The sequence below is a fragment of the Micromonospora sp. NPDC023956 genome, from assembly GCF_040639195.1.
Lineage (GTDB): Bacteria > Actinomycetota > Actinomycetes > Mycobacteriales > Micromonosporaceae > Micromonospora.
Window position 1 is genome coordinate 588,343 of record NZ_JBEZZN010000001.1, and the last position, 23,797, is coordinate 612,139.

The window sequence follows — 23,797 nt, forward strand, 5'->3', positions numbered from 1 at the left end:
GAGCTGAATTGCCGGTATCGAATCCCACGTTCGGCGATACGCCGACGAACCCATCACCGGCCGTCAGAGCCGCTGGTATTCCTCCCAGGTCCGCTTGGGGCTGACCGCCGGACCGTCGTCGGGACCCCGGTTCGCCAGCCCGTTGCGGCCGAGGTAGTAGTCGCCGGCCTGGTTCTGCGCACCGGTCGACTGGTCGGTGTCGGCGAGCGCGATGGCGTGGATGTGGTAGCCCCAGTCCCCCTGGCTCGGGGTACGCAGCCAGGCAGCGAAGCCCACCGTGCGCAGTCGGCGCAGGACGTCGGTCCGGGTGGCCGAGGAGAGGCCGCTGACCGACAGGTCGAGGGCGCCACCGCCGTCGTGCGTGCCCGCCGACGCGCCGACCCCGCTGTTGTACGACCCCTGCGTGATGCTGAGCTGGCGTCCGAGCAGGCGTTCGGCCTCGAACAGCATGGCCCTGGTCCGGGTGTTGACGCGCACCCCGCGCAGGCTCACGATCGTGCCGGGCGAGATGGCCCGCACGACGGTGTAACGCCCCTCGCCGAGCGACCGCAGTGACGACGGACCGGGCAGCCCGGTCGCGTCGAGGCCGGTGTAGCCGAGGGACCGCTGGTAGGCGGCGTAGGCGGCGACCGTACTGGTGCCGAAGTGCCCGTCCACGTAGGTGGCGGAGAGCAGTCCCCTGGCCTGGAGGGCACGCTCGACCAGCAGGACGCTGTTCTTGGCGCCGTCGGTGAGGGCGGTGTCCGGCCGGCGAGGATCGATCTGCGCCGCCTTGATCAGCGCCTCCATGTTGACCTCGGGCAGTGCGGCGGAGACCGGACGGGCCATCGGCCCGGCGGTGGCCACGGCGGTGGCGCCGGCCGCGACGAGCAGGTTTCTTCTCGTGATCACAGAAGCTCCGTGGGTTGGGCGAGGTGGAGGGTCAGCAGCGCGGGACGCCGGGAATGAACCCGTCGGAGCCGGTGTAGACGTACGCGTCGGAGATGAACCGGCCGCTGCCGATCCGGTCCCAGATGTTGCTGGTGCCGTAGGTGCCGGTGACGGTGGTGCCGGTGGTCTGGCACTGGATGGTGACCCGGGTGCCGTCGGCGACGGTGCCGACCGCGCTGTAGCCGGTGCCCGGCCCGGACCGTACGGTCAGCGGCGAGCCGGCGGTGTTGACCGTGCCCGAACCCGAGCCCGACGAGCAGCCGTTGTCGCTGGTGTAGGTGCGGGTGCCCCAGTAGAGGGCGAGCGACCCGTTGAAGCGGACCTGGATGTCGTTGCCGTTGAGCCGCTGCTCGTAGTGCAGGTGCGGGCCGGTCGACCCACCGGTGGTGCCGACGTAGCCGATGACCTTCCCGTACCCGACGCTCTGTCCGACGGAGACGTTGAACCCGTTCAGGTGGGCGTAGTACGTGGTGTAGCCGCCGCCGTGGTTGATCCGGACATAGCGCCCGTAGCTGGTGTCGCCGAGGTTGGTCACGACGTCGACCGTGCCGGGCGCGCTCGCGACGACCGGGTCACCGAGGTCGTCGGTGCGGTTGAAGTCGACCGAGTAGGCGGGGCTGTGGTTCGTGCGGGTCTGCCCGGACCAGGCCTGCCCACAGGGGAACGGCACCTTGAACGTCGGCGCCGCGAGGGCCGGCGTACTCGGGGCGACAAGGCCGCCGACCGCGGCGAGAAGCGCGACCGCGAGCACCCGCGCGAAACGTCCCTTCATCTGAACCTCCTGTCAATAACAATGACTAATTGTCTGTCGGAAAAAACTGAGTCGATCTCGCCCGACTATCGGCGAGCAAAGAAAGGACGTCAAGACGTCCATCGATAATGGGCGCGGAATGTACCGGGAATGTACCCGGGTCTTCCTCGCCCCCGGCGGGGGCCGGCGGCACGCTCCGCCACCCGGGCGGGCGGTGCCCGGCCGGGGCGGGACGGGAACCCGACAAGATCTACCCAGCACCGTGGTCGGAAGGTTCTCATTGCCATGCGCCGGGCCACCGCCCGGCGAGCGTGGCGAGGAGGCCTGGGTGCGAAGGACCGTGGTGGGGTGGCTGGCGGCGTTGAGCGTCGCGGGCACGATGCTGGTGGGCGCGCCGGCGGCGGCACAGCCGGTGCCGGACGGCACGGCGCTGGAGGGGATGAAGGTCCGGCTGGACCGTGCCGCCAGCGTGCCGGCCGAGGTGACCGGCTGGTACGCCGACGTGGACGGGCGAACCCTGGTGGTGCAGGCGCTGCCCGGTGGAGCCGGCCCGGCCCGGCGGTTCGCCGAGAAGAACGGGACGCCGACGAGCGCGGTGCGCGTCGTCGAGGCCGCCGGGCGTCCGCAGCCGGAGTCGGACCGGCTGGGCGCCGGCCACGGCTACGTGATCGGCGGGACCGCCGGTTGCACGACCGGGTTCGCGGTGACGGAGAACCTCACCGGCGACGCCGGGTTCCTCACCGCCGGGCACTGCGCGCTCGAGACGCCCCCCGGGGCGCTCACCGCGGACGGCCGACCGCTGGGTGTCTGGGGCGGCTACTCCTACCCGTACGTCGACATGGCCTGGGTACGCACCTACGCCGACTGGCGCCCCACCGCCGAGGTGCTCGGCCTCGGCCCGGTCAACGGCGACGAGCCCGTCTCCGAGGGCACCACGGTCTGCCGTAGCGGCATCACGACCGGCGTGCAGTGCGGGACCATCCTGGCCACGAACGTCACCGTCATCTACCACGGCCGCAACGGCGAGCCGGACAAGGTGATGACCGGCCTGACGATGACCGACGCCTGCTCCGAGCCGGGCGACTCCGGCGCCCCGTACGTCGCCGGCGACCAGGCCCAGGGCATCCACTCCGGCGGCACCGAACTGTCGTGCGGCGACGAGGACGACCGGTCGTACTTCCAGCCGATCCGGCCGATCCTGCACACCTTCGGTCTCAGCCTGACCCGCTACTGGCAGGGCTGGAACGAGGTGCCCGGCGGGCAGCTCGTCGCCTCGGGCCCGGCGGTGACGACCTTCGCCGGCAGCGAGCACGTCTTCGCCCGCCGCGCCGACGGCCAGATCATCTCCACCGTGCGCACGGGCACCCAGTGGTCGGGCTGGTCACCGGTGCCGGGCGGCCGCACCACCCCCAGCGCGCCGACGGTCACCGTCCACCACAACATGCTGTACCTCTTCGTGCGGGACTCCGCCGGCCGCATCTACGTGAACACGTCCACCGGCACGGCGTGGTCCGGCTGGGTCGAGGTGCCCGGCGGCGGCACCACCCCGAGCGCCCCCGCCGTGGCGGTCGTCGGCGGCGCGCTGCACCTGATCGTGCGGGCCGGCAACGACAAGCTCGTCGAGAACGTCCACACTGTCACCGGCTGGTCCGGCTGGAACGTGCTGCCCGGCAACGGCAGCACCCCCGACGCGCCCGCGGTGACCGAGTACAACGGCACGCTGCGCCTGGCCGTACGCGCCGTCAACAACCTGATCTACCTCAACACGTACACGGGCGGGGTCTGGACCGGCTGGATCCCGGTGCCCGGTAACGGCTGGACCGCCAGCCCGCTCGGCCTGGCCAGTTACGACGGCCTGCTGCGCCTGTTCGCCCGGGGCGGCAACGACCAGCTCTTCACCATCGCCTCCCACGGCACCACCTTCAACCGCTGGACCGAGCTGTCCGGCAACCGCCCGACCCCGAGCGGCCCGGCCGCCAACGTCTACGACGGCGACCTGCACCTGTTCGTCCGCGGGCTGGACAACAAGGTCTACGTCAACACCGGGCGGGCCTGACGCCGCGGGGCCCGGCCGCCGGGTCCGCTCGCCGTGTCCCGGGCACGGCGAGCGGACCCGTGGCCGACGGCCCCGCCGGCCGTCCCCGAGCGCTCCGGTCAGGGAGCCCAGGCGGCGGCGAGGTGCCAGCTGCTGTCGGCGGTCAACGTCTGGGGACGGTCCCGACCCGTCCCGGTGCCCGAGGCGATGTGGACCTGCGCGGCGTGGTGTCGCAGGTACGCGCCCGGGATGTTGATCGATTCGAGGGTGACTCCTTTGCCGTCGATGCCCGGCCGGGCACAGAACGTCGCGTCCGCGAGGAACAGCGTCGAGCCGTCCCGCGCGGCCAGCCGGATCCGGCTGTCGGCGTGCCGCAGGAACTGGTCCGGATAGTTCACCGACTCCAGCGAGTAGCAGGACGAGTCGGCCAGGCCGCGCCGGAGGACGAAGGTGGCGTCGTTGCGGAGCGGGCTGCCGCTGCCGCCGTTCACGACCTCGGTGTAGCCGAGACCGCCGCTGTGCCGCAGGTACCGGTCGGTGTACCCCCAGGTGGTCACCTGGAGCGAGCGGCGTACGTCGGTGGGGAGCAGCACGGAGCTGCGCCACAGCGCCGGGGCCGACAGGTCCCAGGTGGCGTCGGCGGCGAACCCGGTCGCGGTGTCCCAGGCGTTCGGGCCGCCGCTACGGGCCAGGTACACGTTGTCGGCGTAGTGGCGCAGGTGGGCGCCCGGATGGTTGAGCGACTCGAACGACGTTCCGCCGGTGGCCAGCCCGGGGCGGCTGCACCAGGTGGCGTCGGCGGCGAAGGTGCCGCCGGTCGCGGCGTCCAGCCGTACCCGGCTGTCGGCGTGGCGCAGGTAGCGTCCCGGGCTGGTGACCGACTCGAACGAGTAGCAGCGCGGGTCGGCGAGGCCGGTCACGGTCCGGAAGGAGGCGTCCTGGCGGGCGATGTCCGGGCTGCCGGCGCTGATCACGTCGGTGCGGGCCAGGGAGTTGGCGTGCCGCAGGTAACGGTCGGTGTGGCCGGTCGTGGTGACCCGGAACGACCGGGCGTGCCCGAGGGTGAGCGGCACCGGCGCGTTCAGGTTCCTCGACGCGTTGATCAGGTCGGTGTTGGCGGACCGGACCAGGTGCGGGTCGACCTTCTGCACCCGGCGGTCGTAGGTGAACAGGCCGTTGTACTCCCCCTCCACGTCCGTGATCTCCGTGTAGACGTACGCGGAGAGACCCTTGCCGGTCATCAGCTGCCGTACGTCGCGGATCATGCCGGTGAACCGGTCGTTGAGCTGTGCGGCGCTGGACATCTGCTCGTACGCGAAGAACCTGCCGTCCGGGCTGTACTCGTGGCCCGGGGTGCGCAGTCCCAGACCGCCGAACTCACCGAGCGTCGACACCCGGGTGGCCGACGGCAGCGGCGCGTCGGGGCCGGTGTAGACGTGCCAGTCGATGATGTCGCCGGTGCCGGGGTCGCCCTTGGCGGCACAGCAGTTGTAGCCGCTGTGCGGGTTCATCAGCCGGGTCGGGTCGTACGCCTCCAGCGCCCGGGTGATGCGCTGGGTGTCGGCGAGGTTCCACTCGCCCCACCCCTCGTTGAACGGCACGTAGGCGACCACCGCCGGGGAGAACCGGTGCTCGTCGACGATCTCACGCGCTTCGGTCTCGAACTGGGCGATCTGCGCCGGGGTGCGGTTGGCGTCGGAGGTCGGGGTGGACGGGACGTCCTGCCACACCAGCAGACCGAGCCGGTCGGCGTGGTGGTACCAGCGGGCGGGCTCGACCTTGATGTGCTTGCGCACCATGTTGAACCCGAGGCCCTTGTGCTTCTGGAGGTCGGAGGCGAGTGCCGCGTCGGTCGGCGCGGTGTACAGGCCGTCGGGCCAGAAGCCCTGGTCCAGGGTGCCGGCCTGGAAGACGAACTCCCCGTTGAGGACCGGCCGCAGCACGCCGTTGACCAGCTTGGTGCCGACCTCGCGCATACCGAAGTAGCTCACCACCTGGTCGACGGTCGCGCCGCTGGCGTTGCGCAGCGACACCCGCAGGTCGTAGAGGTACGGGTCGTCGGGCGACCACCGCCGCGCCGCGGGCACCGGCACGGTGAACTCGGTGAACCCGCCGGTGGCGCTGCCGACCACGGTCGAGCCGGCCATCGCCTCGGCGAACGCGCGGTGTCCGCTGACGTCGCCGCGGGTGAAGACGCGGACCCGGGCGGTGTTGTTCGTCAGGTTCGGGTGGATGTCGACCGAGAGGATCGACGACACCGGCGTCGGTTCCAGCCAGACCGTCTGCCAGATGCCGGAGGTCGGGGTGTAGAAGATGCCGCTCGGGCTGTTCACCTGCTTGCCGACCGGCTGCTTCTCGCCCCGTCCGTCGGTCGGGTCGTAGACCCGCACGACCAGTTCGTTGACGCCGCCGGTGAGCTGCGGGGTGATGTCGACCTCGAACCGGTCGTAGCCGCCCCGGTGCGTGGTGACCTGCACACCGTTGACCCAGACGGTCGCCTCGTAGTCGACCGCGCCGAAGTGCAGTTGCACCCGACGACCGGTCCAGCCGGCGGGGACGGTGAAGGTACGGCGGTAGAACATCAGGTCGCGGTTGTCGTTGCGCATGATGCCGGACAGCGCCGACTCCACCGGGTACGGCACGAGGATCCGCTCCGGCAGCGTCTGGCCGAGCGGCGGCGGCGCGTACCGGTTGACGTTGCCGGTGGCGTCGGTGGCGGGGTTGAGGAACTCCCACTCGCCGTTGAGTGACTGCCAGTCGGGGCGGGTCAGCTGCGGACGCGGATACTCCGGCAGCGGGTTGGTCGTGGACACCTGGCTGGTCCACGGCGTGGTGAGTGGCGGGGGCTCGGGGACGACGGCGGCGGCGGCCGGCGGAGCGGGGGCGGCGAGCCCGCCGGCGACCAGCGCGAGCGCGGCCACCGTGCGAAGGACGACGTGGCGCATCGGACTCCTTACCTGAACAAGGGGTCATGACCTGGACGCCTGGTGCGAGACGCAGCGGTACACCACGACGCGGACATGTCGCGTCGGGTTCGCCACCGCCCGAGATAAACCATATTCACGCACTTCGAAACAATTGCTGTCAAGGCTTTCCCCGGCCAGCGGACAGGGCGCGCGAATTCACATAGATCAATTGGATCAGGAAAGCCGCTCTCCCGCGAATCCATCGATCCACTTCGCCCGGAGTGGCACTACGATCCGAAGGTGACTCACGTTGCCCGGGTCCGCCGGCCGTACCTGCTGCTCGTCGCCGTGGCCGTCCTGCTGGTGCTCGGCGCGACCGTCGCCCGGGGCGTCGGCGACACCCTCGGGCTGAGCCACACCCCCGCCGCCGTGCCGCGCGAGGAGGTCACCGCCGCGCCGCCCAGGGTGGCCGCGCCGGCGCCGCCGCTGGCCTCCCTCGCCGTACCCGACGAGCCGCGCATCCGGAAGGCCGCGACCGCCGTCGCCGACGCGCTCGTCTCCCGCGGTCTGCCCCGCCCGGTGGTCGACCCGGCCGGAGCGCACCCGGCCGCGACCACGACGGGTCCGCCGGCCACCGGCCCCCGGCAGGTCGATGCGGCCGGCGCCCCGGTGCTGTCGGCGGTGACCACCCTGCGGGCGGCCCCACCCACCACCCCGACCGGGCCGCCGGAGTCGTACCGGATCGACGTCCGTGGGACCGAGCTGACCGTCGAGGGGGCCGACGTCGCGGGAACCACGGCCGGGTTGTACCGGCTCGCCGACCGGATCCGCTCCGGTGCCGAGGCGCTGTCCGCCGCCGACGCCGGACGGCTGGTCACGCCCCGGCTCGGCCTGCGGTTGACCGACGCCGGCTCGGTGGGCCGCGAGCCCGACCCGGCCGCCTTCGCCGCAGGCGACGACTACCGACTGAACACCGACGTGGTCGCACCGGCGTTGCTGCCGCACGCGCCGTGGGTGGACGCCGGCGCGGTGGCCCGCATCGCCGCACAGTTCCGGCAGTTCGTCGACCACTCGGTGGCGCAGGGCTACAACGGCATCGTCGTGCCCGGCTTCCTGGAGTACGTCACCTTCGCCAAGGTCGGCGACGGGCACGCGGTCCACCCGCCCGGCGACCCGCACGTCGACCGGGCCAGGGCGATGGTCGCGGCGTTCGGCCCGGTCTTCCGGTACGCCGAGGAGATGGGGATGCGGGTCTTCCTGCTCACCGACATGCTCGCGGTGTCGCCGCCGCTTCAGGCGTACCTGACCAGGACCGTCGGCGGCCTCGACGTGACCGACCCCCGGCTGTGGGCGGTCTACCAGGCCGGGCTGGCCGAGCTGTTCGAGAGCATGCCGTTCGTCGACGGCCTGATGGTCCGCGTCGGCGAGGGCGGCGAGGTGTACGCCGAGCAGGGCTGGGACTACTCGTCCGCACTCGTGGTCACCACGGAGGCGGCCGTACGCGCGATGCTGCGGGCACTGCTCGACACCGCGGGCCGGGCCGGGCGGGAGATCGTCTTCCGCACCTGGACGGTGGGCGTCGGCGCCGTCGGTGACCTGCACACGAACCCGGAGTCGTACGCGCAGGTGCTGGGCGGGTTCGACGACCCGCACCTGATCGTGTCCACCAAGTACACCCTCGGCGACTTCTACAGTCACCTGCCGCTGAACACCACCCTGCTGACCGGTGGGCACCGCCGAATCGTGGAGTTCCAGGCCCGGCGCGAGTTCGAGGGGTTCGGCTCGCTCCCCAACGACCTCGGCCCGCTGCACCGCCGGGCGCTGCACGAGTTCCTCGCCGCCAACCCGAGGGTCGAGGGCGTCTGGAACTGGACCCAGGACGGCGGCCCGCTGCGCGCCGGGCCGATGTCGCTCCACCTGCGCACCGGGTTCTGGCAGCTGTACGACCTGAACACGTACGCCGTCGGCCGGCTGGCCTGGGACCCGGACACCGACCCGGCGCAGGTCACGGCGGACTGGGCGTACCGGACGTTCTCCGCCGACCCGGCCACCGTCGCCGCGATCGGGCAGGCCATGGCGCTGTCCCGGGCGGCGGTCACCCGGGGTCTCTACATCGGGCCGTACGCGGACCGGTCGGTGCGGGCGCTCGGGCTGGAGCCGCCGCCGATGATGTGGATCTTCGAGTGGGACATCCCGACCGGCGACTCCGCCGCGCTGACCAGCATCTACGCGGTGACCGGCGATCGCGTCGACGCGGCCGTCGACGAGGGCGCGCAGGCCGTCACGCTGGCCCGCCGGATGCGCGACCTGGTCGCCGCGACCGACCCGGCGACCTGGCGGGACGCGGGACTGCGCGCACACTTCACCCGGACGCTCGACTACCAGGTGAACCTGTTCGAGACCCTGGGCGCCTACCGGACCATGGTGCTGCGGCATGCGCAGTGGCTGGACACCGGCTCCCCGGCCGCGCGGGCCGACTGGCGGTCGGCCCAGCGGGCGTACCACACTGCGCGCGACCTGCACCGGCAGCGCTACGGCACCGACCTGGACCGGCCCGCGTACAACTTCACCGCCGCCGACCTCGGCGCGCGGCGCGCGGACCGCGACCCGGCGATGGCCTGGGCGGCCCGGACGCTGCTCGGGTCGGTCCTGGTGCTGGTGCTGCTCGGCCTGCGCGGGCGCGGGTTCGGCGGTGCCGCCGCGCGGGGGCTGCTGCTCGGCGCGGTCCGGCCCTGGCGGGTCGCCACGCTGCCGGCGCCGGCGTCCCGGGCGGACCGGGTGCTGGTGTGGCTGGTCCCGGCCGTGCTGCTGGTGGCGAGCCGGCTCGTCTTCACCTGGTTCGCCGCCCCGGCGCACCTGCTGGTCACCCTCGGCGGCTGGGCGCTGTTCGCCCTCGTCGTCCGGCTCGTCGTCGGCCGGCGGGACCCGTTCCACCTGTGGGCCGTGGTCGGCGGCGTCGCGCTGTTGCGCAGCGTGTTGCTGCTGGCGGTGCTCGCCGGGCGGGGACCGGGGTGGTACTGGTTCGCCTTCTGGACCGCACCGGCCCTGCGCACCGTGTACGTCACCGTCGCGGTCGCGGCGTTCTGCTGGCTCTTCGTAGCCACCGCCGTGGTCCTGCGGGACCGGTACGGGCTGTGGCGCCGAAGCGCCGTCGGGCTGACCCTGACCGCCGCCGGCGTTCCGCTCGGCGTGCTGTCCGGCCTGGTCGCGGTGGTCGGCCCGGAGCGCGCGCTGACGGTGTGGAACGACCAGATGGCGCTGCTGCCCTGGGGCCTGTCCCGCATCCTCGGCATCACCGTCCACCTGGGCATCCCCACCGGCCTGCCCGGGTACGCCGCCGTCGCCGGAGCCGCCCTGGCCGCCGTCGGCCTGCTCCTGTCACCGGGCCGCCGCCGGCCGGTCGCCTGACCGCCTGCCCTGCGTTGCCCGGTGGGATCGTGGTCGCCGCTGGCGGCGGAGAACGGCTCGCCTCTGGCCGAGCACGCCGGTGACCCGGCACCGGACCGGATGCAGCGGCTGCTCAACCGCTCGTCGTGGGACGCCGACGAGACGGCGCAGGGTCCATGACCGCACCTCGGTCATGGACCCTGCTCCTGCGACGGCCGAGCGGTGGCGCCCGGCGATCAAGGACACCGGTGGCGGCCAGATCCGCCGCTACGAGCGCACGCCCGAAGTCGGCTGGCCGCCGGAGTTCACCGGGTCACGACCGTCACGCCCTTGACGTAGTGGGCCTTCACCTTGTCCGCGGTGAGCGCGCGGTCATAGACGGCGACCTCGGACATCCATCCGCCGAAGGGGTTCCCCGCGTCGTCCCCGCGTGCTCCGATCTTCAACGAGGCAGCCCCGTCGGTCGGCATCCGGCTCATCGGCACGGACGCGCGCTCGGTGCCGTCGAGATAGATCTTGAGCGTCGAGCCGTCGAAGACGGACACCAGGTGGTGCCAGCCCCACTGCAGCACCGGGACGCCGGCCGGACCGGTGGTGGACAGGGTGTCCGAGAGGTTCATCGCCGCCGGCCGGTTCTTCGCACCCAGACGCAGGAGGTACCCGTTACGGGCGGGCGAGTCGTACTTCTCCAGCACCCCCTGGTCGCCGCCCTCCCGGACATAGACCCACGCTTCCAGGGCATAGGGGCCGGTCAGGCTCAGGCTCGCCGAGTCGGGCACCTCGATGTAGCCGCCCTCAAGGCTCATCGACCGGCTGTTCTCACCGGCCAGCGGTCCCGGCTGGCCCGGGACCACGGTTCCCCGGACGACCCCGTTGTTGCCCCGCCCGGACCGGTCGAGCACCGTCGCCCCGCTGTCGTCGAGCCGCCAGTAACCGACCGCGCCGTCGGCTCGCACCAGGTCCGCGTAGGTCCCGGTCGCCGGCCGGGCCACCGTCACGGTCGTGGTGAACGCCCTCGGCTTCCCGCCATCTGGACGGGCGGTCATGGTGATCCGGTAGTCACCCGGCGCCGCATCCGCCGGGACCGACACGCGGGCGCGGACCTTCTGCCAGGTGAGCCCGTTCTTGGCATGCTGGGCGAACGGGGTCTGCCCGGACCCTGACGTCCATCCGTTCGGAAGGTCCAGCGAGATCCGGCCCTTGACGACACCGGTCCCGGACATCTCGACGAGCATCCCGAGGTCGGCCGTCGCCCCTGGTGCCACCATGGTCGCCAGGTCTGCCGAGACGATCTGTGCCCTGGACACCGCAGCCACCGGAACCGGCTTCACGGTGGCGCGAACGGTCGTCGTCCCCGTGCCCGGGATGGTCACGGCGCCGTCCTCCTGGATGGCCACCGCCCGGCCGTTGGCCGTCGCGCCGTCCAGCCGGTAGCCCGCGGGCAGTCGGAGGTTCAGCTTGACCCGCTGGAGCGCGGGCCGCCCCGCCGCGGCGGGCGGCGGCGTGACCGTGGCTTCGATCGTGCCCCGGGCAACCTTCGAGGTGATGGCGTACGTCACCGGGCCGAACAGGGTCGGCAGCTTGGTGACCCCGACCGTCTGGCCGTCGGACAACCACGGCTTGGGCGTCGCCGGCGCCAGGTCGAGCTCGGTCGGCACACCCGCGGCGTCGACGGTCTCGTTGACGAGCATCCCCCGCAGCGCCTTCAGATACGTGGCGTTGTTCGGTGACAGGGGTGCCCGGAACTGGGAGCGGTAGTACTCCATCGGGCACGGCGCGACGGTCTCGCCCTCGCCCCCGATGAAGGTGTTGCGGGTGAAACCCTGGGCGAGCATGCCGTAGAACGTCAACCCGATCCGATCGGCGTCCCCGATCTGGTCGAGGTACTTCAGGTAGGACCAGCCGTACTGCTGGTCGACGCCGCTCGAACGGTAACCGTCCGCAGCGGGCCACGGGCCCGCAGGGCGGGTCTGGCACGCCTCGACCGGCTCACCGCTGAGGTTGAACCGGGTGAGCCCGAGGAACAGGCCGCCGTGGTTGTTGAGGAAGGTCGTCAGGCCCTGCCCGAGCGGGCTGTCGGGATCGATCAGGCCGCTGCCCAGCGCGTACGGCATGATGAGGTTCCAGTAGCTGCCATGCTGCGAGTCCGTGATCATCCCGGCCGGGTCGAAGTCGTTGGGATCGAGCAGCGCGATGGGCACGAAGATCGAGCCGTCGGGCAGCTGGGTCTTGCTCCGGTTGATCGCGTCGAGGGTCGCGGCGCGCAGCCCGTCGGCCTGTGCGGTGAAGGCGGCCGCGTCGCCGGAGCGGCCGGTGAGGCGTAGCGCGACGCCCATGTCACGCAGACCCCGCCACACGTCGGCCTGGTGGTGGATGCCATGGGCCTTGGTGCTGTTGTCGGAGTAGAGGCTCGTCTTGGCGAGCAGTCCGTTGGGGTCGTTGGTCCGCTGCTTGGCGATGTCGGCCAGCCAGGCCTTGAAGTCGGCAAGATGAGTGGTGATGAGCGAGGAGTCGCCGGTCTGGAGGACGTACCGTGCGGCCGCCTGGAGCTTGATGCCCCGCTCCCAGGTCGTGAACCCGTCGAGGTACTGGCCCCGGACGAGGAACTCGTCCATCGTCTGCCGGGTGCGCGCCGTGTAGCCGAAGTCGCCGAGCGACCCCACCGTGGCCACCACCTCGGGGATCCACGCGAACTTCGGGTCGTCGGGCAGCTCGTAGCCGTTGCCGATCGTGAGGTTGTAGCCCATGACGAGGTTGGCCAGCAGCATGGACCGCATGGCGTCGGCGGCGTACTTCTCCGGGATCTGCACCCCGCTGCCGGTGTCGAGCTGGCCCTTCCAGTAGGCGATCGTCTGGGCCCGCCTGGCGTCGTATCCGCTCTTGTCCATGACGACCGTCCCGAGCGACTGGGGCTGGTTCATCAGGAGCAGGTGGACCTCCGCCGGGCCCTGACTGAGGTCGAGCGTGTAGGTCAGATCCGGTGCGCTCCACGCCGCCTGGCCGCTGTGGGCGAGGGCAAGCTTGTCGCCCACCTTGAGGTTGTTTCCGGTGGCCACGGCCCCGGCGACGTTCATGCCGTTCAGGTTGACGCGGAGTGTGGCCGACGTCTGGCCGGAGTTCCCCGGCCGGACGGTGAAGCGGATCAGGCTCATGAGCCGAGCGGAGTCGGAGAACCGGGTGACGAAGGACTCTCGTTCGTAGACCCGCCCCTGGCGGTCGGTGTAGCGGTTCTGCAGCACGGGCTGGTAGCCGTTGGCGAGCGTCGGCTCGTCGAGCCTGGTCTCGGCCGATCCGTAGAGTTCGGCCCCGTCGCCGACGTAGAACTTGACCCACTGCCGGGTCCGCCCGTCGGCGAAGTCCGAGTTGATCTGGCTACCGTCGGTGAAGTGGAAGCTGAAGTCCCGCTGCGCGCTGAAGTTCTTGAGGTCCGGCATCGGGTAGGTCAGTGGGAGGTTGTTCCACCGGGTGTCGTGCCAGAAGTCGTCGCCGTGGCTGGCCGGCACGAGAAGGTCCTGCATGTTCGCCATCGTCGGGCCGCCGGGCAGCGCCATGAGCTGCTCGCCCCAGGTGTCGGTCCCCTGTCGCAGGGCCGCCTGGACGCGCTGGACGTATCCCTCCGGGAACGCCGGCTGGTCCGGTCGGCCGCCGGTCGGCCCGTCCGGCATCGTGCCTCCACCTGACGGCCCAGGCGCAGCCGCAGGTGAAGCCGGCGCCGCTGCCGTCACCGGCGCTTGGACGGCTCCCCCGGCCGCGAGACAGAGCACCAGGAGCGCAGCCACGCGCGCCCATCGGTTCGTACGTCGTCTAGTAGCCATCAGCCCTTCTCCTCATCGAGTCGGTGACCGCGACGCAGGCTGGCGGGCGTGCGCTCGGGGCCCAGGCCGCCCGCGCGTTCGGGCAGATGCGGCGTAGGCTAATACTGGTATAGACCAATGGTCAAGGACTGTCCTGGCTGCGACGACAGGCCGCCGTTCGATTGCCGAACCCCGAAGCCTCGCGGTGCCGGCCGCCGGGACCGCCCGGCGGGGGCGGCCAGGTCGGGATCACCAGGTGCCACTGTCGTACTAGGGTGGCTCGCATGGCCCGGCCTTCCGCCGACAGCACCGCTGACGGGAACCCGCTCACCCGGCTCACGCTCGACGAGCTGCGGCAGCGCACCAGCGTGAAGTGGCGCATGCACCCACCGGACGTGCTCCCCCTCTGGGTCGCGGAGCAGGACGTGCCCCTCGCCGCGCCGGTGGCCGACGCGCTCCACCGCGCGATCGACCTCGGGGACACCGGCTACCCGCACGGGACGGCCTACGCCGAGGCGCTCGGCGAGTTCGCCGCCGCACGCTGGGGCTGGCACGACTTCCGCGTCGACCGCACCACGATCGTGCCCGACGTGATGATGGGCATCGTCGAGGTGCTCCGGCTCGTCACCGACCCCGGGGACGCGGTGGTGGTCTGCTCCCCCGTCTACCCGCCGTTCTACGCCTTCGTCGGGCACGCCGGCCGGCAGGTGATCGAGGCGCCGCTCGGGCCGGACCTGCGGATGGACCACGCCGCGCTCGACGACGCCTTCCACCGGGCCCGCGCCCGCAGCCGCCGACCGGCGTTCCTGCTGTGCAACCCGCACAACCCGACCGGCGTCGTCCACCGTCGCGACGAACTCGAGGCGCTCGCCGAGCTGGCCAACCGGCACGGGGTACGAGTGATCTCCGACGAGATCCACGCTCCCTTGGTGCTCCCCGGAGCGCACTTCACCCCGTACCTCACGGTGACCGGCGCCGAGTACGCGTTCGCCCTGATCTCCGCCTCCAAGGCCTGGAACCTCGCCGGCCTCAAGGCCGCGCTCGCGGTCGCCGGGCCGTGGGCCGCCGCCGACCTGCACCGCATTCCGGAAGAGGTCAGCCACGGGCCCAGCCACCTGGGCGTCATCGCGCACACCGCCGCGTTCCACACCGGTGGGCAGTGGCTCGACCTGCTCCTCGACGGCCTCGACGCCAACCGCAGCCTGCTGGAGACGCTGGTGGCGCAGCATCTCCCGACCGTCACCTACCACCGCCCCGAGGGCACCTACCTCGCCTGGCTGGACTGCACCCGCCTGGGCATCGCCACCGCGCACCCGGCCGGCGCACCGGGCGTGGCCAGTGATCTCGCCGGGCCGGCGAAGATGTTCCTCGACCGCGCGCGGGTCGCCCTCAGCTCCGGGCACGTCTTCGGCACCGGCGGCGCGGGCTTCGTGCGACTCAACTTCGCCACCTCACCCACCGTCCTCACCGACGCGGTCACCCGGATGGGGCGGGCGGTCGAGGCATTCGACCCGCCCCGGGCCTGAAATCGTTCCGGCTCCGCTTCCCGGCGATCGGGTCCCCGATTGACAACGATCGTGTGGCGAGTGTCGGAGCCGGGGTGCGCGGAGCCGGGAGGGGTGAGCTGTCCGATACCGGACTTGGGGCATTTGCGCCAGACAGCGGCCGATGTTCTTCAGGAACTCTTAAGGTTTTGTCACGCATCATATTGATCGGCGATCATCTTGATCCTAGGGTCAGTCCGGGGCCGCTGGCGTAGATCCGCAGGGCGCCCTGGGCACTGAGGACCGTCCACCCCTGCTCATACCCAGGGAAGATCCTCTTTGCTTCTCCACCATGGTTCGATCAATCCAGGATCGCTCTTCCAGGAAGAAGCACGCATGTCACAACGAATAAGCCCGCGACGCCTCGCGCGATCGCTGGTCAGCGCCGGTGCGGCGCTGGTCCTCACCGTCTCGGGGCTGGCCGCGACCGGCGTCGGCGCGACGGCTGCGCCCGGCGATTCGTCCTCAGTGGAGGCGAAGGTCCGCTCCGAGCTCACCAAGCGGTTCGAGGCCAAGGCAGAAACCGACTTCTGGATTCGCTTCGGCCCGCGCGCGGACCTGAGCAAGGCCAGCGCGATCAAGGACTGGGACGAGCGCGGCACCGCGGTGGCGGCGGCGCTCAGGAAGACGGCTGCGGAGAGCCAGGCGAAGGTCCGCGCCAAGCTCGACAAGGCCGGCGTGAAGTACGAGACCTTCTGGGCGAGCAACGCGATCAAGGTGAGCAGCGGCTCGTCGAGCATGGCGCAGGACATCGCCGCGCACGGCGAGGTCGAGGGGCTGTACGCGCCGGTTTCCTACGAGGTGCCCAAGCGGACCGACGGCGCCGACCAGAAGACGGTCGACGCGGTCGAGTGGGGCATCGCCAACATCAATGCCGACGACGTCTGGGACCAGTACGGGGTCAAGGGCGCGGGCATCACGGTCGCCAATATCGACACCGGCGTGCAGTTCGACCACCCCGCGCTGGTGGGCTCCTACCGGGGCAACAACGGTGACGGCACGTTCGACCACAACTACAACTGGTTCGACGCCGCCGGGGAGTGCGCCACGGCCCCCTGCGACACCGACGGCCACGGCACGCACACCATGGGCACCATGGCCGGCCAGGCCGGCGCCAACCAGATCGGCGTCGCGCCCGAGGTCACCTGGATCGCGGCGAACGGCTGCTGCCCCAGCGACGCGGCGCTCATCACGTCCGGCGAGTGGATGCTCGAGCCGACCGACCTGAACGGCGCGAACCCGGACGCGAGCAAGCGGCCGAACATCATCAACAACTCCTGGGGAACCACGCAGCCCTCCAACGACCCGTTCATGGAGGACGTGACGCTGGCCTGGACGGCGTCCGGGATCTTCGGCACCTGGTCCAACGGGAACAAGGGTTCGGCGTGCCAGACCAGCGGCTCGCCGGGTAGCCGGACCGCCAACTACTCCGTCGGCGCGTACGACGTGAACAACAACATCGCCAGCTTCTCCAGCCGGGGCGCCGGACAGGACGGCGAGATCAAGCCGAACATCGCCGCCCCCGGCGTCAACGTCCGGTCGAGCATCCCGGGCAACAGCTACGCCAGCTACAACGGCACCTCGATGGCCGCACCGCACCTGGCCGGCGTGATCGCGCTGCTCTGGTCGGCGGCACCGGCGCTGGTCGGCGACATCCCGGCGACCCGCGCGCTGCTCGACGGGTCGGCGACCGACACCGCCAACGCCCAGTGCGGTGGCACCACCGACGACAACAACGTCTTCGGTGAGGGTCGGCTGGACGCGCTCGCGCTGCTCGACGCCGCACCGATCGGCGACACCGGCACCCTCGCCGGCACCGTGACCGACGCGGCCACCGGTGCGCCGATCGCCGGCGCCACCGTCGCCCTGACCGGTCCGGCCGACCGCACGCTGGTCACCGGCGCCGACGGCACGTACTCCTCGCTGCTCCCGAGCGGCGAGTACCAGGTCGCCGTGACGGCATACGGCTACCAGAGCAAGACCGTCTCCGCGACGATCACCACCGGTGCGACCACCACGACCAACGTGGCGCTCACCGCGGTGCCCAGTGTCACGGTGAGCGGCCGGGTCAGCGACGGTTCCGGACACGGCTGGCCGCTCTACGCGAAGGTGACCGTGGCCGGCACCGGTGGCGTCTCCGACTACACCACGCCCGCGAACGGCCGCTACAGCCTCACCCTGCCGGCCGGGGCGACGTACAAGCTCACGGTCGAGGCCCAGTACCCCGGGTACCAGACCGTGACCAAGGACGTCGTGGTCGGCTCGGGCAACGTGGTCGCGAACGTCGACGTACCGGTGAAGGCCGACTCCTGCTCGCTCGCGCCCGGCTACCGCAACGGTTCCGACGGCGTGTACGAGACCTTCGACGGCACCACGACGCCGGCCGGCTGGACGGTGGTCGACCACATCAACAGCGGGTTCGTCTGGCAGTTCAACGACCCGGGTGCCCGCCGCAACCTGACCGGTGGCGCGGGTGGCTTCGCCATCATCGACAGCGACGAGTACGGCAGCGGCAAGCAGCAGAACACCTCGCTGGTCAGCCCGATCGTCGACCTGACCAACGTCACCGCCCCGGTGGTCCGGTTCAACCAGGACTTCAACCACCTCGGCGGTGAGTTCGCCGACGTCGATCTCAGCATCGACGGCGGTGCCACCTGGACGAACGTGCTGAAGCAGGCGGCGGACGTCCGGGGACCGAAGCTGACCGAGGTGGCGATCCCGCAGGCCGCCGGCAAGGCGCAGGTCCAGGTCCGGTTCCACTACCACGTCGGCTCCTACGACTGGTGGTGGCAGGTCGACAACGTCCTGATCGGCAGCCAGATCGTCTGCCAGCCGGTCAACGGTGGCCTGGTGCTCGGCCACGTCCGGGACAAGAACACCAACGGCTACGTCAACGGTGCGACCGTCACCAGCAACGACCGGCCGGCGGAGACCGCCACCACCGTGGCGACGCCGGACGACACCGAGCTGGCGGACGGCTTCTACTGGATGTTCTCGTCGCTGACCGGCGCCCACCCGTTCACCGCGAAGGCCGCCGGCTACGTCAACCAGGTCAAGTCGATCGACGTCGAGGCCGACTGGGCGACCGCCGCGAACTTCCAGCTCGCCGCCGGCCGGCTGTCGGTGAAGCCGGCCACGGTCTCCGCCACGTTGCGGATGCCCACCGGCAAGACCACCAAGTCCTTCACCGTGACCAACACCGGCGGAGCGCCGGTCGACGTCACCTTCGGTGAGCAGGACAAGGGCTTCGAGCTGCTGCGGGCCGACGGCTCGCGAATCACCCAGCAGCAGATCCTCGGATCGACCGGCGCGCAGCGGGTGCGGCTCACCACCCCGACGTCCTTCGCGGCGCGCTCGACGATGGGCACCGGCGTGCTGCCGTCGGCGACCGGCCCGCAGGCCGCGCCGTGGACGGACATCGCCGACCTGCCGAGCGTCGTCATGGACAACGCGGTGGTCACCCTCGGCGGCAAGGTCTACTCGATCGGCGGCGGCAACGGATCGGCGTCGTCGAAGAAGAACTACGTCTACGACCCGGCCAGCCAGGCCTGGACGGCGATCGCCGACCTGCCCGAGGCGCGCAACGCGATGACCGTGGGCGCTGTCGGCGGGAAGATCATCGCCACCGGCGGCTGGGGCCCCGCCGGCCCGGACGCCGCCACCTGGTCGTACGACCCGGCGGCGAACACCTGGTCGGAGCTGGCCGACAACCCGGCGCCGCGGTCCGCCGCCGGGCAGGCGGTGGTCGGTGGCAAGCTGCTGGCGATCGGTGGCTGCACCACCGCCAGCTGCACGCCGATGTCGAACGACGTCGTCGCCTACGACCCGGCCAGCAACAGCTGGCAGGCCCTGCCCGACTACCCGAAGTCGGTCGCCTTCGCCTCCTGCGGTGGCATCGACACGGTGGTGTACTGCACCGGCGGTAACGACGGCACGAACCCGCAGAAGGCCAGCTACGCCCTGAACGCGGGCGGCGCCAACTGGACCGCGATCGCCGACGCGCCCGTCACGAGCTGGGCCAGCGCGTACGCGACCGCGAACGGCAAGCTGCTCGTCGTGGGCGGCTCGCAGGACGGGGCGATCACCAACGCCGGGTTCAGCTACGACCCGGCCGGCAACGCCTGGTCGGCCCTGCCGAACGCCAACAACGCCCGGTACCGGGGTGGCGCGGCGTGCGGGTTCTACAAGGTCGGCGGCTCCTCGGGCGGCTTCACGGCCACCCCGGACAGCGAGGCGCTGCCCGGCTTCGAGGGCTGCACGGTGGCTGCCGCCGACGTCAGCTGGATGACGATCGACAAGTCGGCGGTGACCCTGGCCCCCGGCCAGGCGGTCACGGTCACCGTGGGGCTGGCCGCGAACGTCGACCAGCCGGGGACCTACTCCGCGGCGGTCACGATCGGGGAGAACACCCCCTACGACGTGCCGGCGGTCGGTGTGACCATGGTGGCGCAGCCGCCGACCACCTGGGCCAAGCTGACCGGCACGATCACCGGCACGAGCTGCCAGGGCACGACCGCCCCGCTCGCGGGAGCGACCGTGCAGGTGGACTCGTGGGCGTCGTCGTACACGTTCCAGACCGACGGTGCCGGCAAGTACGCCTACTGGATGGACCGGCGGAACAACCCGCTGACGTTGATCGTCGCCAAGGACGGGTGGAAGCCGCAGACCCGCCAGACGAAGCTCAACACCAGCGCACCGACGGTGGAGGACTTCACGCTCTCCGCCACCGGTTGCTGACGCGTAGCGTCGGCTGACGACGTCCGGCCCCGCCTGGTTCCGACCGGGCGGGGCCGGACCCGTCTCCGGCTCCGCCCGGGTGCTCAGCTGGTGGCGGAGGTCAGAACGGCCACCGGTCGCGGGCCCCGGCCTCGATCAGCGGGATCATCGCGAACGCGGCGTCGGACAGACCGCCGAACGTGTGCCGGTTGCCGACCGTCGGCGTGTGCCCGACCCGGTAGCCGGCGAGGTTCCAGGTGTACACCGGAACCCGGGCGGGCACCGCGGCCGCCACATCCGTCGCGCCGTGCCAGTGCGCCTGCTCGTCGGTGAGGATGACCACCCGGTCGTGCCGGTCGTAGTGCGTCCGGACCGCCTTCTCGGTCTGGGTGCCGCCGCCGTAGAAGTAGCCACCCTCCTTGAACCGGCGCACGGCCGCCAGCACCGACTCCCCCGCCACCGCCGGGAACACCGTGGTGGCGGTGGAGAACGACACCACCGTCGGGTCCTGCGCACGCTCGGCCAGCGCGAGGCCGAACACGGTGGCCGCGTCCCAGCAACGCAGCGTGCCGTCCTTGCTGAACGCGCTGTTCATCGAGCCCGACGTGTCGATCAGGATCAGGGTCCGTCCGTCCAGGGCGGGCACGTTCGCCAGCGCGTGCTGCAACGCCTTCTCCAGCGGGTACGCCCAGCGCAGGCTCGGTGCCGCGTTGTACGCCGACAGGAAGCGCATCGGCAGGACCCGGGATCTCGCCACCTCCCCCGGGTCGGACAGCTTCGCCGCGATCGTCCCGGCGACCGCGTCGCTGACCCCGGCCCGGTCGAAGTTGCGCAGGTTGCGCAGCAACGCCAGGTAGCCCATGGTCGGGATGACCGCCTCCCACGCCGCGGCGTCCATCGCGGTCTGCCGCCAGCCCGCGAGGGCCTCCCAGGTCATCCCGGCCGCGCCCAGCACGGTCGGGTCGGTGATCTCCCGACGCCGCTCGACCGGCAACGCCATCAGCTCGGCCCGAGCCGCCAGCACCGTGAGCGACGCCGGTAGCGGGTTGTCGCGCTGGTGCCGCCGGTCCAGTGCGTGCCGGAACAGGTCACCCTGCCGCTCGTCCTTCGCCGTCGGGTGGGTCAGGTCGATGACGTCACCGAACCGCACCGCACTGCTGTCGGAGTCGTACTTGAGCAGGCTGCGCTCGTGGTACAGCCGCACGACGGCATCGGCGACGCCCCGCTTGACCGGCTTCGGCAGCGCCCGGCCGTGACGCCCCAGCCAGTACGCCAGCGCCTCACCCGGCTCGTCGGCCCGCTGCAACGCCGCCTCCACGACGGCCCGGGAACCCGGGATGCCCGCCGCGACCTGTGCACGGGCCCCCTCCAGGGCCGCCACCACCGAGGCCGAACGCAGCATCGCACCGGTACGCAGCCACGGCACGAACCGGGCGAACCAGTCGGGGTCGGCGACCGCGACGGCGGCGACCAGGTCACGGAACCGGGTGTCGCGGTCGGCGGCACCCTCGTAGAAGGTGCCCTCACCGACCATGTTCGACACGGCCAGCAGGAAGAGTTCGGCGCGCGGCTCGCGGGTGAACCCCGGCGCGCCCTCGGCGGTCACGACCTCGGCGGTCTCGTGCCGGTTCCGGCGTAGCTTGAGGTTGAACCTGCCCATCACGCCCCCATGTCGGTCGTAGACGGGGAGGCGCCACCACACCGCATACCCGAGTTCAGAAGTCGGCGACGGACTATGTCCGCTGCTCTATCCGCTTGAGCTATCAGCCCGAAGGCATTCGAGGGACTCGAACCCCCAACCCGCGGATCCCTGAAGTAACCGTTGCCTGCGCACCGGATATGCGGCGTGGTCGCGCCTCCCGAGATCGGAGTCCGGCGACGGAAGGCTCTTCACCGGGGCCGTGGGGCCCCTCCAAGATGTAACCGTCACCTGCGCACCGGGAAGTGCGGGTACGACGCTAGCTGCGGCGACGATGGCCGGGCAACAGAGTTTGTCATCCTGTGATCATGCCCGTGGCGGCGGCTCGACGCCGGCCGGCAGGCCCTGCTCGCCCTGGCCCACGCACGGCCTGATCGACGCCCTGGCCAGCGCCAACGTGACGACCTTCGCTGACAAGGCATACCAAGGCGCCGGCGGCGGCATCCGCACGCCGTTCAAGCACCGCAGGTACCGGCCTGGACTGTCCCGCCGGCAGAAGACCGTCAACCGTCACCACGCCAAGATCCGTGCCGTCGGCGAACGCGCCGTCGCTACCCTGAAGGGCTGGAAAATCCTGGCCAAACTCCACTGCTGCCCCCGACGCGCCACCAAGATCGTCCAGACCATCCTCGTCCTACACCACGCCCGGACCAGCCGAAACCCACGATGAAGAGAACTCGCTTCACCGGAAACCCGGTGAACGCTAGTGGACACAGCACTAGCCGTGCCATTGCTCCGCGAGCAGTCCGTAAATCAGAGTGTCAGCCCACTCGCCTTTGATCCAGTAGTCCTGGCGCAGGTGTGCTTCCTTGACCATGCCCACACGTTGGCACAGTCGCGCCGATGCCTCGTTCCGTGCATCGAGTCGAGCAATGACTCGGTGCATGCCGCAGTGCTCGAAGGCCACGTCGACAAGGGCTCGGACTGCCTCTGTGGCAAACCCGCGTCCCGACACGGACGGATGGAAGATCCAGCCCATCTCACCTCGGGACAGCGTTTCGTCGGCCGGCCACAGAACAACATCGCCGACGACCTCGCCCTTGTGCTCAACCACCAGCGCCAGCACGGAGTCCATCCCGGTAACACCCAAGCCATGAATGCGCTTGGCCACCTGCTCAGCCGCGTGCTCACGCGACCACGGTTCCCACGGAACGTAGCGCGCAACGAGCGGGTCCCCGTAGTAGGCAAGCAAGGCATCCACATCATTCAGCCGGTACTGCCGAAGAAGCAGTCGCTCGGTACGTATCGGCAGTGCCAGCTCAGACATGTTGCCTCAGCACCTTCCTCTACTCACGGGAGTGATCGACGGCCACCATACGGATTCGTGTCAACTACGTGCCAGTAGCCGGCACCCCGGACGGTCGCCAGGCGCCCTGGACTGTCCCGCCGGCAGCAGACCGTCAACCGTCACCACACCACGATCCGCGCCGTCGGCGAACGCGCCGTCGCTACCCTCAAGGGCTGGAAAATCCTGGCCAAACTCCACTGCTGCCCCCGACGCGCCACCAAGATCGTCCAGGCCATCCTCGTCCTACACGCCCGGACCAGCCGAAACCCACGATGAAAAGAACTCATGGGCGAAGACGACGATCACGCCGCATACCCGAGATCGAGAGTCGACGACGGAAGTGCCTATTGCTCTGCCACTGAGCTACCAGCCTCACAGGCTGGAGGGGATTCGAACCCCCGACCCATAGATTAGAAGTATCCGTCGTCTGCGCACCGGGTATGCGGCGTGGAGGCATCTCCCGAGACCGAAGCGGCGACGGCGACTGGCCCTTGCGGGCCAAGGTGACCTGGGCCTCTGGTCGACACCGCCGAAGCGGCGGCGGGATTCGAACCCGCGGCTCCCCGTTGAGAGCGGAAGTAACCGTTGCCTGCGCACCGGGAGGTGCCGAAAGCACGGTAAGGGACCTCACGCCACAGTGGCAAGTCAGAATACGGACCGGGTTCGACGCAGGCTGATCGGGCGTCTTGCCGACCATCCACTCCCCACCGCTGGGAAGGGTCAACGGCCTCGACCCGGCCGGCGGAA

General features: G+C 71.0%; 11 protein-coding genes, 1 tRNA gene and 2 pseudogenes. 7 read left to right on the forward strand and 7 right to left on the reverse strand.

Annotated features, from left to right (window positions below; all coding sequences use genetic code 11):
• Positions 1–63: 63 nt before the first annotated feature.
• Together AB0F58_RS01545 and AB0F58_RS01550 are read right to left on the reverse strand one after the other, a co-directional pair.
• A complete protein-coding gene (locus AB0F58_RS01545) occupies positions 64–891 on the reverse strand; it encodes a peptidoglycan-binding domain-containing protein (protein ID WP_357136354.1) in 828 nt (275 codons plus the stop codon).
• Positions 892–922: 31 nt separating this feature from the next.
• Complete coding sequence (locus tag AB0F58_RS01550) at positions 923–1,702, reverse strand: peptidoglycan DD-metalloendopeptidase family protein (RefSeq protein WP_357136357.1); 780 nt, start codon at positions 1,700–1,702, stop codon at positions 923–925.
• Between the two features lie 307 nt (positions 1,703–2,009).
• On the opposite strand from AB0F58_RS01550, the gene AB0F58_RS01555 reads away from it, so the two are divergent.
• Positions 2,010–3,737 carry a trypsin-like serine protease gene (locus AB0F58_RS01555; protein ID WP_357136360.1) on the forward strand — a complete coding sequence of 576 codons (1,728 nt, stop codon included), beginning with the start codon at positions 2,010–2,012 and terminating at the stop codon, positions 3,735–3,737.
• A gap of 98 nt (positions 3,738–3,835) precedes the next feature.
• Here AB0F58_RS01555 and AB0F58_RS01560 read toward each other — a convergent pair whose 3' ends face one another.
• Positions 3,836–6,661 (reverse strand): AbfB domain-containing protein, encoded by a 2,826-nt coding sequence (locus tag AB0F58_RS01560; protein ID WP_357136363.1) that lies wholly within the window; start codon positions 6,659–6,661, stop codon positions 3,836–3,838.
• A 261-nt stretch (positions 6,662–6,922) separates the two neighbouring features.
• Here AB0F58_RS01560 and AB0F58_RS01565 point away from each other — a divergent pair, with 261 nt between their 5' ends.
• Positions 6,923–10,030, forward strand: a complete 3,108-nt coding sequence (locus AB0F58_RS01565) for a hypothetical protein (RefSeq protein ID WP_357136366.1) — start codon at positions 6,923–6,925, stop codon at positions 10,028–10,030.
• Positions 10,031–10,051: 21 nt separating this feature from the next.
• Positions 10,052–10,189 (forward strand): hypothetical protein, encoded by a 138-nt coding sequence (locus AB0F58_RS01570; RefSeq protein WP_357136827.1) that lies wholly within the window; start codon positions 10,052–10,054, stop codon positions 10,187–10,189.
• 125 nt (positions 10,190–10,314) lie between these two features.
• Here the strand turns inward: AB0F58_RS01570 and AB0F58_RS01575 are convergent, their stop codons facing one another.
• Positions 10,315–13,674, reverse strand: coding sequence for a LamG-like jellyroll fold domain-containing protein (locus AB0F58_RS01575; protein WP_357136368.1), 3,360 nt, complete (start codon positions 13,672–13,674; stop codon positions 10,315–10,317).
• A 413-nt stretch (positions 13,675–14,087) separates the two neighbouring features.
• Here AB0F58_RS01575 and AB0F58_RS01580 point away from each other — a divergent pair, with 413 nt between their 5' ends.
• Together AB0F58_RS01580 and AB0F58_RS01585 are read left to right on the forward strand one after the other, a co-directional pair.
• Positions 14,088–15,329, forward strand: coding sequence for an aminotransferase class I/II-fold pyridoxal phosphate-dependent enzyme (locus AB0F58_RS01580; RefSeq protein ID WP_357136371.1), 1,242 nt, complete (start codon positions 14,088–14,090; stop codon positions 15,327–15,329).
• A 354-nt stretch (positions 15,330–15,683) separates the two neighbouring features.
• Positions 15,684–20,084 (forward strand): S8 family serine peptidase, encoded by a 4,401-nt coding sequence (locus tag AB0F58_RS01585; RefSeq protein ID WP_357136373.1) that lies wholly within the window; start codon positions 15,684–15,686, stop codon positions 20,082–20,084.
• A gap of 100 nt (positions 20,085–20,184) precedes the next feature.
• Here the strand turns inward: AB0F58_RS01585 and AB0F58_RS01590 are convergent, their stop codons facing one another.
• The gene (locus AB0F58_RS01590; protein ID WP_357136375.1) at positions 20,185–21,723 is read right to left on the reverse strand and encodes a TROVE domain-containing protein; all 1,539 of its coding nucleotides are present in this window, start codon (positions 21,721–21,723) and stop codon (positions 20,185–20,187) included.
• A 406-nt stretch (positions 21,724–22,129) separates the two neighbouring features.
• On the opposite strand from AB0F58_RS01590, the pseudogene AB0F58_RS01595 reads away from it, so the two are divergent.
• Positions 22,130–22,432, forward strand: a pseudogene (locus tag AB0F58_RS01595) (transposase family protein); the annotation flags it as partial.
• Positions 22,433–22,480: 48 nt separating this feature from the next.
• Here AB0F58_RS01595 and AB0F58_RS01600 read toward each other — a convergent pair.
• Entirely contained in the window at positions 22,481–23,029 is a 549-nt protein-coding gene (locus tag AB0F58_RS01600; protein ID WP_357136378.1) for a GNAT family protein, read from the reverse strand.
• Positions 23,030–23,131: 102 nt separating this feature from the next.
• Between AB0F58_RS01600 and AB0F58_RS01605 the strand changes: the two are divergent.
• Positions 23,132–23,326: pseudogene (locus AB0F58_RS01605) on the forward strand (transposase family protein); the annotation flags it as partial.
• Positions 23,327–23,583: 257 nt separating this feature from the next.
• On the opposite strand, the gene AB0F58_RS01610 reads toward AB0F58_RS01605, so the two are convergent.
• Positions 23,584–23,643: transfer RNA gene (locus AB0F58_RS01610), tRNA-Ser, on the reverse strand.
• Between the last annotated feature and the right edge of the window lie 154 nt (positions 23,644–23,797).